A 15,385-nucleotide genomic window follows, 5' to 3' on the forward strand; every position below is an offset into this window, starting at 1 on the left:
GTCTTCAGTGGAGGCATGAACCACAGCGCATCACTGTTGGCGCCAGATCTGTTCGACCGGGAAAGGCCCGTGATCATGGATTCGGATTCGGTACGGGGCGTCGACCGCCGGCGGCTGTTCAGATGGGGCGGGCTGGCTACCGTCGGCGTGGCGGCGGGCGTGCCGCTGGTGGGCGCCGGGATCGGCCACGCCTACGCGGCCCCCACCGACGCGTCCGAGGACGACCGGATCCCGCAGGACACCCTGCCCGGCGGAGCTTTCGACCGATACGTGGCGCGGCTGGCCGCCGAGGGCAAGTTCTCCGGCGTGGTGCTGCTGTCGCACCGGGGCCGCACGGTCCTGTCCCGCAGCTACGGCATGGCCGACGAGGAGAAGGGGATCGCCAACCGCGAGGGCATCGCGTTCAGCCTCAGTTCGGCGGGCAAGCCGTTCAACGCTGTGGCCATCTTGCAGCTGGCGCAGCAGGGCAAGCTGCGGCTGTCGGACTCGGTGGGCGCCCACCTGACCGGCTTCGCCAAGGACATCGCCGAGCAGGTGACCGTCCACCACCTGCTGTCCGGCACGTCCAGGCTGGATTCCCCGGATGAGGACGTGCAACGCGTCTTCCAGAGCCGGGACGAGGTCCACGGGCACTACGAGCAGCGGGCCCGGCAGGCGAAACTCGTGGGCGTCCCGGGCACTCCCAACACCGGCCACGCGGAGGCGGAGGCCACCATTCCCGCGCTGATCGTGGAGGCCGTGGCCGGCACGACGTACTGGGACTACGTCCAGAAGAACGTCTTCAAGCGCTGTGGCATGACCAGCTCGGCGTTCTGCACCAGGCCGCAGTGGCTCACCGACCCGCACATCGCGCACCCGTACATGGAACTGGCCGACGGCAGCGTGGTGGACGCGCTCCGCAACCTGGACCAGGGCAGCCCGTACCCGTACCTACTCGGCAAGAACCCGGGCCGCACCTTCATCGATGCCCCTGGGGACGGCGGCTTCGCCACCGCGCCGGATCTGGTCCGCTTCGCGCAGGCGCTGACCGACGGCACGGTGCTGGACCGGCCCTGGGCCGACGTGCTCTTCGGGGCCAAGACCCCCCACGGGCCGACGTCGTTCGGTGCGTACGGGCTCGCGATCAACATCGTCAACGGCCAGTGGAAGTACCAGCGTGCCGGTGGAAACCCCGGTGTCGGCGCCAACTGGAGCATCTACCCGTACACCGGCTGGGTCGCCGTCACCCTCATCAACCGCGACTCCGACAGCCTGGTGGACATCCTCGACCGGCAGACGCAGGCCATCACCGGCGCTGCGCCCTCCGGCGGGGCGGGCGGCTGAGGTGGGAAGCCGCTCCGGTGGTGCGGGCTCCGGCGAGCCCGCGGCGCGCCGACGGTGTCACGTCGGCGCGGCGGATGCCACTGGCCGAGGTGGGCATGGGTCTACGGGACGGTGCCGATGGTGTGGCTGACCCTGCAACCGGGCCCGGGGGCGGCGTCGTCCCCGGCCGGGTGAGTCCGATCCCGTTGCGGGACCTGGTCACGATGGGGCCGGTCGGGATCGGCGGTAACCTGCTGATCTTCGCGGCGCTGGGGTTCTTCGCTCCGATGCGGTTCGCGGCGCTGGCGTCCGTGCGGCGGATCCTGGTGCTCGGGGCGAGCTGCTCGGTCCTGGTCGAGACGGCACAGTACGTCCTGCGGCCGGACAGGGTGTCGTCGATGGATGACGTACTGGTCAACGCCGCCGGCGCCGTGCTGTTCGGGCCGGCGTCGCGCCGCTGGTGGCGCACTGCGGCGGAGGTGCCGTCGGACCGGCCTCGCCCCGCGCCGGGCGACAGGGCGCGTGGCGTGTCCGGTGGGCACCCGTCGGCGCCGATTCTGTGACGACCATAGGCTTCACGCATGCGCGTACTGATCGTTGAGGACGAGCCCTATCTGGCCGAGGCGGTCCGTGCCGGTCTGCGGCTGGAGGCGATTGCCGCCGACATCGCCGGCGACGGCAACGCGGCCCTGGAATTGCTCGGCCTCAACTCGTACGACATCGCGGTCCTCGACCGTGACATCCCCGGACCCTCCGGCGACGAGGTCGCCCGGCGCATCGTCGCTTCCGGCAGCGGCATCCCGATCCTCATGCTCACCGCTGCCGACCGGATCGACGACAAGGCGTCCGGTTTCGAGCTCGGCGCCGACGACTACCTCACCAAACCGTTCGAGCTGCGGGAGCTCGTCCTGCGGCTGAGGGCGCTGGACCGCAGACGCGGGTACGCCCGGCCTCCGGTGCGCGAGATCGCGGGCCTGCGGCTCGACCCGTTCCGGCGGGAGGTCTTCCGCGACGAGCGCTATGTCGCGCTCACCCGCAAGCAGTTCGCGGTGCTGGAAGTCCTCGTCTCCGCCGAGGGCGGGGTCGTCAGGGCCGAGGAACTGCTGGAACGGGCCTGGGACGAGTACGCCAATCCCTTCACCAACGCCGTGCGCATCACCGTCTCCGCGCTGCGCAAACGGCTCGGCGAACCATGGGTCATCGCCACGGTGCCCGGCGTCGGCTACCGGATCGACACCGGTATGAAGACCGTAGCCCCGGACCGGGACATCGCCGCCCCCGGCAGTCCGTATGCATAGACCCCCGGGGCTCAGCACCCGATGGAAACTCACTCTCAGCTACGCCGGATTCGTTCTGCTCGCCGGCGTTCTCCTGCTGGCCGTGGTGTGGGGGTTCCTCCTGCGCTACGTACCGGACAGCGATGTGGGTCTTCTCAGGGTCGCACCCAACCGCTACGTCCTCCTGCAAGTCTTCGGCCCCGCCGCAGCCGCGGCGATGGGCTTCCTGCTGGTGTTCGGGCTGGTCGGGGGATGGATCCTCGCCGGCCGGATGCTCGCACCACTCACACAGATCACGGATGCGGTCCGGACAGCCGAGAACGGATCGCTGTCCCACCGGATCGGCATGAAGGGCCGCCAGGACGAATTCCGTGAACTCTCCGACGCGTTCGACTCGATGATCGAACAACTCGAATCCCACGTCGCCGAGCAGCAGCGATTCGCCGCGAACGCCTCCCACGAACTGCGCACCCCGCTGGCGATCTCACGGACGCTCCTCGATGTCGCCCGCAAGGACCCGACGCGGGAACCGGACGACCTCATCGAACGTCTGCACGCAATCAACCAGCGGGCGACCGACCTCACCGAGGCCCTCCTGCTGCTCGGCCGCGGCGACCGCGGAAACTTCACCCGCGAGAGCGTCGATCTGTCCCTCATCGCCGAAGAAGCCGCCGAAACGCTGCTTCCCTTCGCCGAACAGCGCCGGATCACGCTGGATGTCACCGGCGGACCGGCTCGGACCAGCGGCTCTGCGGAGCTCCTGTTGCGGACGGTGACGAACCTCGTCCAGAACGCCATCGTCCACAACCTCCCCGCCGATGGCACCGTAACGATCCACACCGAGGCGCACCGCGACACGAGCGTGCTGCGAGTCGAGAACACGGGTCGCCGACTCCCACCGGAACTGGTACCGACCCTCATCGAACCCTTCCAGCGGGGAACAGAACGCGTACGCACCGACGAACACGCCGGCGCCGGCCTCGGCCTGGCCATCGTGCACAGCATCGTCCGTGCCCACGAAGGGACCCTCGACCTCGTCCCCAGCCCCGCCGGCGGCCTCCTCGTCACGGTCCGGCTTCCCGGCACGCCGTAGGCAGCGTTCCCCGTTCGGGCCGGCGCTGTTCTTGGCGATCAGGCCGAGCGCCGCCGAACCTCAAGCCGCTCACCGGCCTCGCGTCCCTCCGCGTCATCCGCTGCACCACCACGGCGGCCGACCTCGCCCACGGCCGCATCATCCAGCGCGCCAAGGAGGACACGCACCGGGCCGCCCGCGGCGACCAGGACCTGCTTGAAGCCATCGCTGCCGGAGAGCACTCTCTCGAATCCTTCATGGCGATCTCCCTGGACGTCCCCACGCTGACCGTGGATACCTCGGACGGCTACCAGCCGGCATTGCCGGATATCGCAGCATTCGCCCGGCAACTGTCCACAACGGTGTGCCACCCGAACGCACAAGGGGGTAGGTCACTGCGGGGTGCAGTCCCACGGGCGGCGCGAGTAGCAGCGGTGTCGGGGCCGGAGAGCCCGTGAGCCGGGTCCGGCCCGGCGCCCTGGTACCGCCCGAGGGTCGGGCCGAGGGACGGGGCGGCAGCGACGCCGTCGATCAGTGCGGCGAGAACGGTGCAGCGGCTGTCCGGCGCGGCGACGGGCGCCGAGCGTGCCGTTGCCGAAGGTGACCGAACCGCTCGCGGTGATCCCCGTCCACGTCGCCCGGAACACCCAGAGCGCCCCCGCGCGTTCGTTCTCACCGGTCGCCGCGGTGATCAGCTCCGCGCGGTGGTCGCCGTTCAGGTCCAGCAGCCGGGTGTTCGCGCCGAAGCGGTCGAACCGCTCGGAGGCGCCCGGCACGCTGGGCGTGCTCTGGCTGAACAGCCGGGCCCCGGCACCGGTCAGTCCCTTCGCCGAGCCCCACAGGGTGACCACCGCCCCGGCGCCGTCCAGGCCGGCCACGTCCTTGCCCTCGATCCCGGCGGAGACATCCTCGTACCCGTCGCCGTCGATGTCCGCGACCGAGATCCCGGAGCCGAAGCAGTCGCCGTCGACGGCGACGCCGGGGATCCCCGGGCTGTCCTGGTTGAGGTGCGTTGCCTTCGCGCCCTGCACGCCCTGCGCGGAGCCGGGCACCACGGTAATCATGCCGCCCTTCGCCGGCGGGAGGTCGCGGTCGCTGTCGGAGCCGTCCCGGCGGCCCATGACGATGTCCGCGAACCGGTCGCCGTTCACATCGCCCAGGTCGAGGTGGTCCCCGCTGGGCAGGGCCAGGCCGTTCGCGCCGGTGACCACCCGGTATTCGGGGCCGGCGCTCTTCGGGCCACCCATCCACACCGCGAGATGACGGGAGTCGGGGTCCTCGATGTGACGGCGCGGGGCGACCAGGTCGGTGCGGCCGTCACGGTCGACATCCCCGGCGGCGAGGCCGATGGTGAAGTAGCCGCCGGTCTTCAGATGGCCGTAGTCGGAGCGGCTGCCGTCGCGCTTGAAGGGGCCGGAGAGCGCCATCATGGAGCCCGCGTTCTCGACGGTAGCGAGATCGTGGGCGCCGTCCCCGTCGAAGTCGCCGACCGCCAGATGCGTCCCTGCACCGAGGTGCGGCCCGGGGCCCGCCGTCAGCGTCGCGGAGTCCGCGAGACCCTTACGCCCGCCCCAGATCACGATGACTGTGCCAGCCTCGGGGCCATTGGAGCCGAGGCCCTCTCCCGGGGTGCCGACGATCAGGTCCGTATAGCCGTCCTGGTCGAGATCGCCGGTGGCGAGCGCCTCACCGAAGCCGTCCCCTTGTCTCGGCTCCGCCCGGGATACCCGGCTGGTCCTGGTGGATGAGCTGCCGCCGCTGGTACGGGGCCCCGGACTTCGCCCCGTACAGCACGGAGACATGCCCCGCCCACGCGACACCGTTCACGGTGCCGGAGGGCGCGGCGACGGCGCCCGCGTCCCGCCCTGCATCGTTCACCGGCACAGATGGCTCAACGCCCCCTCCTTCACCGGGTACTCCCGCTCGGCTGGCAGCAGCGCCTTCGCCGCTTCCAGCTCTCCGTTCCGTACATGCCCGTGCACCTCGTGTGCCAGACCCGTCACATCCGTGACCGAGACGATCCACTCGTCCGCGTAGCGCCGTGCTGCCTCCCCGCTCAGGCCGAGCTGGAGGGAGCGGTGGGGGAGGGGCCGGAGGTGGAGGTCGCGTTCCGGGTCCCACTGGACACGGGTCGGTGCCCGCTTCAGAGTGCGCTTCCAGTCGGCGAGGCTGGGGTGCAGGCCCCTCGCGTAGTGGGAGAGGCAGGCGTACTCCAGCGCCCAGGCGAAGCCCTCGCGGGTGATCTCCACCGCGAGGACGGTCTCCTGGCCTTCCTTCCGGCCCCAGCCGCAGCGGTACATCATCCAGAGGAAGGACGGCTTGATCCAGGTCATCCGGTCCCGCTTCCAGGCGGCCGGAAAGCGGCCATCTCGGGCGGCGGGCCCGCCGATGTGGGGCGGGTACGCCTGGTAGACGGTGATGGTGGATTCCGTATGGACGGCCCGGATCCGGTACGTGGGCTCCTGCGACCGCTGCTGTTCCTGTACTCGCTGTTCCTGCTGTTCTCGCACGGAACCAGGGTGCACGTGCCGTTCGCCGTAAGCCATCCGATTATCGGGTGCCGAAGTGCACGTACCGCGCCGGACACGGCGAACGGCCCAGGAACGGCCCTCATAGAGGAATCCCAAGTGCCGTCAGCCGCCCTGCATCCCCATGGTTCGCTGAATCAGCTCCAGCTCCACACTGGCCGGCTAGCGTTCCCGCCGAGGCGCGACGCCCGTGATGGCCATCGGGGCCCGGTGCCGCTCGTGGGGCTCGCCTCGGGCCTCGGGTTAGTACGGGAAGGGATTCGTCGATGCTGGCTGCGGAACCTGAACCCGCAGTTCGCACAGGAACGTCAGCAGCTTCTGGACGGCCTCCTCCAGACCGGGCGGGACCCCCTGCGGGCCTTCTTCGGCCGGATCTCTGAGACCGAGCGGGACTACCACAGCGGGAACAGGACGAAGGGCGCGACCGGTGCCTTGGGCAGCCCGGTGCAGCAGGGGCCGAGGCCGGGTCGGCTTCGTACGAACCGTTGGGCAGACGGTAGCCATGCTGGTGATAGATCTGCCAGGCCCGCTTGAGCAGTTAGGTGGTGGCTTTGTTGATGAGTTACGAGAGCGCCTGTTTCCACGGGAGAGTGATGTCGCCGACGAGAAGCAGCTGACCAAGACCATCGCCCGCTACGGCCGCGTCGATCTTTTATGCATCGACGAACTCGGCTACATGGAACTCGACGGCCGCGGCGTCGAACTCCTCTTCCAGGTCCTCACCGAACGCGAGGAGAGGAACAGCATCGCCATCGCCTCCAACGAATCCTTCTCTGGCTGGACCAAGACCTTCACCGACCCCCGCCTCTGCGCGGCCATCGTCGACCGCCTCACCTTCGGGAGCAACATCATCGAGACAGGAACCGACTCCTACGCCTCGCCACCACCCGCGCCCGCGCAGAGCAGCAAGCCACTGCCAGCTGATCACCAAGGTGGTGCCGACACCAGCTTCTACTGAGGTTCCCAAAGGCGCGCGGCACCCACTGATCGAGCTGGGTGCCGAAGGCCGCTGCCGATGTGATGTCGAACGCCTGTATCGGTCCGGCGTCGTCGAGGCCGTCGAAGTAGTCCACATCAGCCCACCCGCCCCGGAACAGCACCACAGACAGCCCAGCATCCCCCGGGCCGGAGATGAGCACACCGAACGAGTCGGGATCACACACGAGCGCCCGGTCAGTCTCAAGCCGCCGAGGCCACGGCGCAGTTTCGTCCCGTCACGTCACCTGCCCAACCTTGAGACCGCCCACCACCCATCGCGCAGCCCGCTCAGCGATTACTGCGGCTGCCTGATCAAGGTCGATGACATGCTCCATGAGCGGATCACGCCGCACTCCGACGCACCCTTCCACTGACCTCCACACACCCTCCGCGGTCGGACCGCACACCACCGAGCCGACTCCGGTGCTCTCAGTTCTCAGCGACATATTCAGAGTGCCCTGCCGTCAACCGCTCTTCGAAGCCACTGACAATCGCTCTCCGGTCTCACCTAAGCAGCCAAGGTGGCGATGCCCTGGCTGCGGGTGTGTTCGGCGACGGCCAGGCCGTGGACCTTGACGACGAGCAGGCTCGGTGCCGTAGCCGTTCTGGGCGGCCAAAGCGATCTCCTCCCCGCCCAGACAGGGGCAGCTGTCCACATACGCCATCGCGTCGACCAGTTCGGGTATCCGCACCGCTTATCCAGGATGGGACGTGATGATCATCAGCCCCATACGAGGGGGCAGGCCGAGTTGTCCATGACGGGAGGCCTCGGTCCTGCCCGTGCAGATACTGGCGCTCCGTCGCTTGGGTCGCTGCCACGCTCTGCCCGGCGTACCCACGACCACCGACGGGCACGCTCTGCTTCGCCCGCGCGGGAATCGGTCCCGGATCGAGGCATCAAGGCGCCCTTAGAGCCCTTGTCCGCCGTCCTCGCACGGTGTTGCCCTCGTCCTGGCCGTGGGCGGCGAAGGCCTCAGGGTCACGGTTCCTGGCCGAGAGGGAGTAGCACGTCGGCCGACCGCCCAGCCCGGAATGACCCCGAAGCTCCGGTATCGGCGCTGCCGGTTCCCGTTCCGGCGAACCGGCAGCGCCGACTCAGCTCCGACAGATAATCTGCCGCACAGCAGACGCTCACAGTATGGGTCCGCCCAGATGCAGGTAAAGAAGAACAGCATGATCACGTAACAACGCCGCAGGTCACGAAGTGTGTCTTCCTCGCCCGCGCAGGGGTAGTTCGTCGAGGGGCACGCGGCGGACGATGCGTCCCATACTCGTCCTGCCCGCGCAGGGGGTAGCTCCTCATCCGAAACTGCCGCCGCCGGGCAGGATCACCCGGCGGCGTCTATGAGGGTCTGCCCGATGGCTCCTGGACGGGGGCGGGGTGTGGAGCCGGATGGCGATGGTGGCGCCGGGGTCCTCGTACGGGCCCGCCCTCGGGCCGATAGGGCCGTCGCCCGGAGAACGCGCGGATCAGTGGATGACCTCGCCGCGTGCCTTCAGTCGGTAGGAGCTGGCCTGGTCGTTCATGGCCTCGCCGATCCACTCCGTGGTGTCGTAGAGGTTGCGTATCCCTCTGAAGTTGTTGCTCGCATACAGTTCGAGGAGGCAGTCCCTGGACACGAACACGGAGCTGGTGAGGTCGTTGAAGCCGTGGTCGGCGAGCCGGCCGCCCTGGCCGTCCCATCGCCCGTCGTTCATGCACGCTTCGGTGTCCGCGGTGCGGAGCGTGAGGGAACGGCCCCCCTGGTGGCTGTGCTCGTAGAGAATGGCGCCGTGGAACGGCTTGGGGCCTATGGGATTGGTGCGGTTCGAGGCGGACGCGTCGTCGGTGGACTTGAGGCGTACGTTCATCTTGTCCAGGAACTTCTTGTCCGCGGCGGCCTCCTGCGGTGTCGCGGGTGCGTCGGTGATCCGGCCGCCGGTCGCCGCGGCGATGCTCTCGCGGAAGGTGTCGTAGCAGGTGGTTTCGCCCGTGGCGGCCTGGGCGACGCAGTGGGGCCCAGTCGTGGCCCGGGGGGCCGCGGTGGTCGGCGACGCCGTCAGGAGGACGCCCGCGCACGCGGCGGCCACGAGCCCGGCCACACCGGTGTTCACTCTCATGATCTTCCTCATCTCCCGTGAGGGCGGAGCGACCCGACCGGCCCTGCCGGTAAGGCCGTTCACCCCATGATTCGTCGGAACAGGAGAGGAGGAGCGGGGCAGAAAGGTTGCCTCATGATCGCGACATCCGCCCCGACCGCATCCCTCCAGCGACATCCCTCCGACGACACGCGCCCCGGCGACACCTGCCGGGGCGCACCGCCGCCCCGGCCCACCTTCCGGGCCCGGTTCCGGCCCGGGCGGGGCCGTTACCAGGTCATGGACGGGGACGGCGCGGGCGTACGAAGGGTCCCGGACCGCCATGAGCACCGGGACGCCGTCGGCCGAGGACACGGCCCGTACCGGCCACTTGTCGTTGTCCCTCCCGGTGCCACCAGCGGAAATACGATCTCTGATCTGCTTACTGGGACGGATGGAGCGACTGTACGTCCGGGCTGCGCGTACGGGGGCGGCTGGTGGATGGCCGGGCTGAGGAGCGCGGCGACGGGGCCGGTGGCCATCCCGTACGCGGTATCCGGTGGGCTGTCGGGCCCACCCCCGCACGCGCGGGACCTGCGGCTACGGCCGGAACAGGCCAAGCCTGTGGGGTGACCGTCGAAGGGCCGCTGGACTGAGGCACCGGGCCAACGACGGCGAGGGCCCGCTTCCCCGCTCGGCCGCGGGCTCACACGGCGACGCCTACCCCGGCAACGCCGTCTGGAACGGCGACTTCATCCGGCTCGGAGACTGGGGCGAAGCCGCGACCGTCCCCGCGAACTCGATCTCGCCAACGCCCTCCCAGGCACCCATCGCCCGCTGGGGAACATACTGCCCCCGACCTCCCGGTCGACCTCGACCCCGTGTCAGCAGCCGTCCGTGCGGTCCCGCCGCCGTGGACGGCACCTCGCCGGCACCGCCTCTACCGGGCGGCCGTTCGCCACGGACCGAGGGGTCCCGGGGCCGCCCGCTGTCGTGGGATGGGGGTCGGCTCTGCCCGGCCGGGGGTTGTCGGTCAGCCGGTCCACGGCGGTGAACACCCGCTGGACTCCGCCGGGATCGCGTTTGGCGAAGTGCTCGGCCCGGGAGAGAGCCTCGGGCTCCCGGATGACCTCGTACCTCATGCCGCGCCCCCGCCGCCGAACACCCGCCGCACCGCCTCCTCGTGCGGAACCCCGGCCTGCTCGCCCAGCGCCTGGCGGTCGCGGTAGGCGGCCAGCGCCCGCAGCTCCTCCAGCTCCAGGACATCGGCCGGGCTGACCAGGGCCGCGACAGCCCGCCCGTCATCGCCGGTGAGCGCGACACGGATGCCGGTGGCGCCGACCTCCCGGGCAAGGGCATCAAGCCGCTCCCGCGCCTGCGCGATCGAGTACGCCGTCTCCGTCATACCCGCCACGCTAGAGGCCAGGACGCCTTCGCAAGGGCCGGTCCGGCCAGGTCCCACCCGACCGGATCCAGCAGAACCCACCCGGCGCCGCTGATCGAGCGGGCGAGGACGCGACACGGTGGCGGAGTGCGCTCCCCGTGTGACGTGCATCACTTCGGCGGAAAAGTTTGCCGTCTCGACGGTCTCCCGTCAGGGGTAGGTGAAGAGAATTTCCCAAGCTGAACAGGAGGGCTCGATCGTGCCTGGGACTTCCCCACTGGGCTCGGCAGTGGACGGCGACAGTCAGCAGCTCAAGCATGCTGTGTTGCCGGAGACGTCGCTGACCGAAGCCGGTGCCACGGATGAGTCGGGTGCCAGTCACCCCCGGGCCGCTGCCGGTGGTCCAGGGCTCCGACGTCTCTTTCCGCTCGACGGCTCTCCTCCGCCGCTTGGGGAATCGAAGGAGAAGTGCGGGATTTGGCTGGACAGAGTCGGTGAATCCCTTCAGCCGCTCCTCCAGCTGCCGGACTTCACGGAAGTGATCGGCAAATCGTCGGCGGGCAGCATGCTTCCGGCGCTGTCCACTGGACTGGACCGGGCCTCCCGGCTGTCCGAGGCGCAAGCATCGCTGCTCCGTGCCGCAGATCTGCCAGGCAGGCTCACCGCGGTCGCCATGCTTGAGGGCAGATGGGAGTAGAAAGCTGACCTAGCTGATGGCCAGTCGGTCCGCCGGGGCCTTACTTGGTACGCACGTCGGGCATGCGACCGGGAGTACGAACATCAGGTCAGGGGTATGGCGATCGGATACATCCCAGGAGGTTGGCAGCAGCCGGACGTGGTGCCGGGGCCGGAGGACTTGGTGCTTCCCCGCCTCGTGCCGTGGGCGCAGCGGTTCGAGACCGCTCCGGTGCGATATGCCGTGAGCCGGCTGAATGAGCAGGAGGAGGCTGTCGTGCGAGCCTGGGCGGAGAACCCCCCTCTGCCTCTGCCGTGGACCAAAGCACCGGCCTTGGTGCAGCAGGATGAACACCAGGGCGAGCGCAGTCGGCGCAAGCTCATCCGGCTGGGCCAGGAATGGCGCCGCCGGGAGAACAGCCTTGGCGGGCCGCGATGACAACATCACCGCCCGAGCGTGGCCAGGAACCCCTCATAACCGCACGAACTGCTGTAGTCCTGATGATCGCCCTCCAGGTCGCCGTCGCAACCGCCGTACTGACCGTCCTCTCTGGGCAGTGCGCCCGCCCTGGTGGGCCCGACGCGCTGTGCTGGCCTTGATCGAGGCTGCCACGTGGTTGGCGCCCGCTGGGAACCGTGGTCGTCGGCCGCTGCACCAGCAGGTCGGCCGGGCGTACTGGACCACGAGGCCGTGCCCCCGCTGCGGGGCGGACCGCGGCCAGTAGTGAGTGGTTGACGGCGGGCCACGTTCCGGCCGCGTGCGGCCACTACCGCACGCCGATCGACTGCGGCTCGTCATCGACGAACTCCAAGACCAGCAGAAGAAGCACGGGGCGGTCCGGACCGTGTGGTGGAATGGCGCCGCGCCAAGTCGGGCATCTTGATCGTCTCTTGAGCCGCGCCTAGGCTCCCATGCCCATGGAGATGGGGGAGCCGGACCGCGGTCGCAGGCCATGGCGCGACCGGCTGGCCGGGCATCGTGTGATCGGGGCCGTGCTGGCCGGGGCAGCGGGGCTGGCTGCTCTTGGCGCGGTGCTCGTCGTCCTGCCCGGTGTGGTGGTCGATCATGATCTCGCCGGGGCGAGCGTCGCTGCACAGGACCGGCTCAAAGCGGTGAACGACGTCCGTACGACACTTTTACAGGCCGTGGGCGGCATGGTCCTGCTGTTCGGCGCGTACGCCACCTGGCGGCAACTGCGGGTCAGCCAGGACGGCTTGCACGCCACCCAGGAGGGTTATGTCACCGACCGGTTCAGCACAGCCGTCGACCAGCTCGGCAGTGACAAGCTGGAGACGCGCATCGGCGGGCTCCACGCGCTGTGGCGGATCGCGGAGCACTCCGCTCGCGACCGCGAGGCCGTCATCTCCATTCAGGCCGCCTACCTGCGTACACACCTGCCCTGGCCGCCCGCCGGACCGGAAGCTCCAGCGACGGACGTGCCCATCAACGACGTCGTGCCGCTGGAGGTCCGTGCCGCCGCAGCACAGGTGGCGCTGACCGGGCTCGGCGTGTTGTTGCAGCAGCCCCGGAAGCAGTCCTGGGTCAACCTCAGCGTCACGGACCTGCGCCGGGCCGACTGCGACGGACTGTGGTTGCACGAGGTCAACCTGGACCGGTCCTGTATGGAGGCGGCGGGCCTGTACCACGCAAACCTGACGCAGGCGTCCCTCGTCGCGGTCAACCTGCGGCACGCCGACCTCACGACAGCGATCCTGCGCCGGGCCCGCTGCGTTCTGGCTGACCTGCGGGGCGCACGGCTGGTCGAAACGGACTTGCGTGACGCGGACTTCACCGAGGCCGACCTGCGCGAGGCGAACCTGCGGAAGGCCGACGCGGGCGGCACTGTCTTCCGCCGCGCCGACCTGCGCCTGGCCGACTTGCGTGGCTCCGACCTGAGCACAGCCGACCTTCTCCAGGCACGTCTGACCGGCGCGGCGGCCAGCGAGCGCACTCGCTGGCCGGCCGGATTTGATCACGTGGCCGCCGGTGTCGTCGTCGCCGAAGACCCTGGCCCCGAACCCGCGCCACTGCTCCAGCCCTCAGGGATGACAACGCAGCACCCGCCCCTGCGGTCCATGCCCTGACCGAGGGACCGGCTACCCCATCGCCGCGCGGGCCGTGTCGAGAAACGCCGACCGGTTGCCCTCCAGGTAGTCCCGTACGCTCTCGCCGTCGGGCAGGCCTTCCCACACAGCTCGGTTGAGGTCGAGGAAGTGCGCGTGCGCGGCGTCGTACACGGGTGGGGGGAACTGGATGCGGATGAGCCGGTCCGCGACCCAGAAGCGGTACGTCACGTCCCGGGTCGTGACGTACCAGGCATCGGTGTCCTCCCACTCGGAAGGCCGGCTGTATGCGGTGCGCTCCGCCTCTGCCGACACCTCGATGAACCGCTCCAGCAGCGCCAGCCGTTCCGCGCGCCGAGCCTCCGACAGGGCGTTCTGCTGCCGTTGTTGTTCAGCGCGTTCTGCGGAGAGTTGAGTCCTGTGCTGGACCAGGTAGGACAGTATGCCGCCGAGGACGACACCGCCCAACGATGTGAGTGACAACCAGACTTGACCTGACATGGTGGTCATCGTGCCATGCTGTCGATCTTTGAAGCGATCACTCTGTAGTTGGTGTGATCACGGCAGCGGAGCCGTCCTGGACAGCCCCGTTCGCCAGGCTGAACCCGCGTGCTTTCGGGCAGCGTCCGGGTCTTCGCCGGGTCGTGCAGGTCGGCCGTGCGGACCGTGACCATCACGGTGCGCGCGGCCTGCTCGCGGGAGCGAAGGCGTGAGCCGAGCTCCGTGGCCAGCCGCAACGTGGTGGCGGCGCGCAGCTCGGGGCCGTCCGGGACATCGCGAGGGAAGTCGGCGCGGACGCTGGTCGACTCCATCGCGCGGCCGGGTACGACGGCGCGGCGCCGCTCGTCCTCGCGGATGATGCGCCCGACCTGGACGTCGGTGATACCGAGCACGCGGGCAGCGCGGCCTTTCCCTCCGTGTCCACCGGCGGCGAGGCTGGAGACCGGGACGGCGCCGGTGCGCTGCTGGAGGGGCGGTGAGGCGGGGGAGTTCGCGGGCGGCGTCGCTGGTGTGTGCGGTGAGGTGCAGCCCTGGGGCAGCCGCCCGGTCCGGCTGATATCCGGTTCCCGCCGGCCGCAGAGGCGGGCGTAACCTCTCAGGGTCCGTGGTGTTGGTCCGTTCAGCCGCCCCCCGGGAGAGCTCCGTGACCCATACCGCCGCCGCGCCCGCCCCGGTATAGCTGATCATGCACCCGTTCCAGCGCACCGGAACCTGGGCCGTGGCGGTTCTCACCGGACGCGAGCACCCGACAGGGTGACCGGGGCGGACCCGGACGCCGTCTTCGCCCGGATCCTGGACGACGCCTGCACTGCGGGTGCCGAGACCGACGCGAACGGCCCCTGGTACGCGCGGTGGCAGATCCTGTTCGGGCTGTACTCGAACAGCAAGGTCACGCACTCCCGGCACGCGCGGGACAAGGCCGCCCTGCGCGTCCTGGCACCCGCGCAGGTCTCTTGGAATGGTGATCTCGTCCGGGGTCCGTCACGCCCCGGTCCGGGCCCTCTGGAGGAGATGAGGGTGTGCGGGTGGTGGGATGGGCGGAGAAGGCGAGGGCGTCACGTCGATCAGGGCGGTGTGGTCCGGGTGGGGGAGGGAGGAGCGGACGTGGGTACCCATGCCGCCCGGCTTTCGGGGAAGGCCGGGCGACATGCTGGACTTCGCCGGGTGCGAAGATCTTCACCGGTCGTCCCCGGCGCCACCTCATCGCGGGGTCGGACCAGCGGCCGTTGCAACCTGTGTTCGCCCCGCATCCCCTGGAAGGTCTGTCTGTGCCCATGGTCCCGCCCCGCGCTGCCCGGGTTCTCGTGTCCGCCGGTGTCCTCCTCGCTCTCGGCGCGGTCGGCTGCGCCGCGGACACCGGAGAGGAACCGCGCAAGCCCCAGAAGCAGCGCGCGGAGGAAGAGAGGAAGCCGGGGGAGAGCCAGGCGCGAAACAGCCCGGCGGTCTGGGAGACCACGGCCGTCCCTGCACTGAAGGCCTTCCGGCGGGCCCCGTCCACCACCATTGAGTTGACCATGATCTACGGCGGGGTGCCGATGCGCGCCAC

Annotated in this window: 12 protein-coding genes and 2 pseudogenes; 7 read left to right on the forward strand and 7 right to left on the reverse strand. The window is 69.8% G+C overall.

The genetic code is table 11. From position 1 onward, the window contains the following. Positions 1-75: 75 nt before the first annotated feature. The 4 genes and pseudogenes from ABT354_RS32860 (at position 76) to ABT354_RS32875 (ending at position 3,672) form a co-directional block, all read left to right on the forward strand. The gene (locus ABT354_RS32860) at positions 76-1,323 is read left to right on the forward strand and encodes a serine hydrolase domain-containing protein (protein ID WP_351500621.1); all 1,248 of its coding nucleotides are present in this window, start codon (positions 76-78) and stop codon (positions 1,321-1,323) included. A 17-nt stretch (positions 1,324-1,340) separates the two neighbouring features. Next, positions 1,341-1,865, forward strand: a pseudogene (locus ABT354_RS32865) (VanZ family protein); the annotation flags it as partial. 18 nt (positions 1,866-1,883) lie between these two features. Next, on the forward strand, positions 1,884-2,600 hold the full coding sequence (locus tag ABT354_RS32870; protein WP_351500623.1) for a response regulator transcription factor: 717 nt from the start codon (positions 1,884-1,886) through the stop codon (positions 2,598-2,600). Beyond that, complete coding sequence (locus tag ABT354_RS32875) at positions 2,593-3,672, forward strand: sensor histidine kinase (RefSeq protein WP_351500625.1); 1,080 nt, start codon at positions 2,593-2,595, stop codon at positions 3,670-3,672. The genes ABT354_RS32870 and ABT354_RS32875 overlap by 8 nt, the downstream gene beginning before the upstream one ends. Before the next feature lie 38 nt (positions 3,673-3,710). Here ABT354_RS32875 and ABT354_RS32880 read toward each other — a convergent pair whose 3' ends face one another. The 3 genes from ABT354_RS32880 to ABT354_RS32890 all read right to left on the reverse strand — a co-directional run bounded on the left by ABT354_RS32880 (position 3,711) and on the right by ABT354_RS32890 (position 6,197). After that, positions 3,711-3,893, reverse strand: coding sequence for a hypothetical protein (locus tag ABT354_RS32880; protein ID WP_351500627.1), 183 nt, complete (start codon positions 3,891-3,893; stop codon positions 3,711-3,713). 150 nt (positions 3,894-4,043) lie between these two features. Continuing rightward, complete coding sequence (locus ABT354_RS32885; RefSeq protein WP_351500629.1) at positions 4,044-5,453, reverse strand: FG-GAP-like repeat-containing protein; 1,410 nt, start codon at positions 5,451-5,453, stop codon at positions 4,044-4,046. Between the two features lie 72 nt (positions 5,454-5,525). After that, the gene (locus ABT354_RS32890; protein WP_502983543.1) at positions 5,526-6,197 is read right to left on the reverse strand and encodes a DUF4291 domain-containing protein; all 672 of its coding nucleotides are present in this window, start codon (positions 6,195-6,197) and stop codon (positions 5,526-5,528) included. A 574-nt stretch (positions 6,198-6,771) separates the two neighbouring features. Between ABT354_RS32890 and ABT354_RS32895 the strand changes: the two are divergent. Continuing rightward, a pseudogene (locus ABT354_RS32895) lies at positions 6,772-7,103 on the forward strand (ATP-binding protein); the annotation flags it as partial. Positions 7,104-8,627: 1,524 nt separating this feature from the next. Here ABT354_RS32895 and ABT354_RS32900 read toward each other — a convergent pair. Next, the gene (locus ABT354_RS32900) at positions 8,628-9,257 is read right to left on the reverse strand and encodes a beta/gamma crystallin family protein (RefSeq protein WP_351500633.1); all 630 of its coding nucleotides are present in this window, start codon (positions 9,255-9,257) and stop codon (positions 8,628-8,630) included. Positions 9,258-10,353: 1,096 nt separating this feature from the next. Beyond that, complete coding sequence (locus tag ABT354_RS32905) at positions 10,354-10,620, reverse strand: type II toxin-antitoxin system Phd/YefM family antitoxin (protein WP_351500634.1); 267 nt, start codon at positions 10,618-10,620, stop codon at positions 10,354-10,356. Between the two features lie 772 nt (positions 10,621-11,392). On the opposite strand from ABT354_RS32905, the gene ABT354_RS32910 reads away from it, so the two are divergent. Beyond that, a complete protein-coding gene (locus tag ABT354_RS32910) occupies positions 11,393-11,713 on the forward strand; it encodes a hypothetical protein (RefSeq protein WP_351500636.1) in 321 nt (106 codons plus the stop codon). A gap of 542 nt (positions 11,714-12,255) precedes the next feature. Continuing rightward, positions 12,256-13,359, forward strand: a complete 1,104-nt coding sequence (locus tag ABT354_RS32915; RefSeq protein ID WP_351500690.1) for a pentapeptide repeat-containing protein — start codon at positions 12,256-12,258, stop codon at positions 13,357-13,359. 12 nt (positions 13,360-13,371) lie between these two features. Here the strand turns inward: ABT354_RS32915 and ABT354_RS32920 are convergent, their stop codons facing one another. Together ABT354_RS32920 and ABT354_RS32925 are read right to left on the reverse strand one after the other, a co-directional pair. Continuing rightward, entirely contained in the window at positions 13,372-13,848 is a 477-nt protein-coding gene (locus tag ABT354_RS32920; RefSeq protein WP_351500638.1) for a hypothetical protein, read from the reverse strand. Then, a complete protein-coding gene (locus ABT354_RS32925) occupies positions 13,845-14,231 on the reverse strand; it encodes a DinB/UmuC family translesion DNA polymerase (RefSeq protein WP_351500640.1) in 387 nt (128 codons plus the stop codon). Before ABT354_RS32925 ends, ABT354_RS32920 begins: the two co-directional genes overlap by 4 nt. Positions 14,232-15,385: the final 1,154 nt, after the last annotated feature.

This window comes from Streptomyces sp. NPDC000594, assembly GCF_040299965.1.
Lineage (GTDB): Bacteria > Actinomycetota > Actinomycetes > Streptomycetales > Streptomycetaceae > Streptomyces.

Bases quoted from the DNA above. Each gene is read 5' to 3' on its own strand.
- ABT354_RS32860 (WP_351500621.1), top strand. From the start codon at position 76: ATGGATTCGGATTCGGTACGGGGCGTCGACCGCCGGCGGCTGTTCAGA.
- ABT354_RS32875 (WP_351500625.1), top strand. From the start codon at position 2,593: ATGCATAGACCCCCGGGGCTCAGCACCCGATGGAAACTCACTCTCAGC.
- ABT354_RS32910 (WP_351500636.1), top strand. From the start codon at position 11,393: ATGGCGATCGGATACATCCCAGGAGGTTGGCAGCAGCCGGACGTGGTG.
- ABT354_RS32905 (WP_351500634.1), bottom strand. From the start codon at position 10,620: ATGACGGAGACGGCGTACTCGATCGCGCAGGCGCGGGAGCGGCTTGAT.
- ABT354_RS32890 (WP_502983543.1), bottom strand. From the start codon at position 6,197: ATGGCTTACGGCGAACGGCACGTGCACCCTGGTTCCGTGCGAGAACAG.
- ABT354_RS32920 (WP_351500638.1), bottom strand. From the start codon at position 13,848: ATGACCACCATGTCAGGTCAAGTCTGGTTGTCACTCACATCGTTGGGC.
- ABT354_RS32870 (WP_351500623.1), top strand. From the start codon at position 1,884: ATGCGCGTACTGATCGTTGAGGACGAGCCCTATCTGGCCGAGGCGGTC.
- ABT354_RS32885 (WP_351500629.1), bottom strand. From the start codon at position 5,453: ATGTCTCCGTGCTGTACGGGGCGAAGTCCGGGGCCCCGTACCAGCGGC.
- ABT354_RS32900 (WP_351500633.1), bottom strand. From the start codon at position 9,257: ATGAGAGTGAACACCGGTGTGGCCGGGCTCGTGGCCGCCGCGTGCGCG.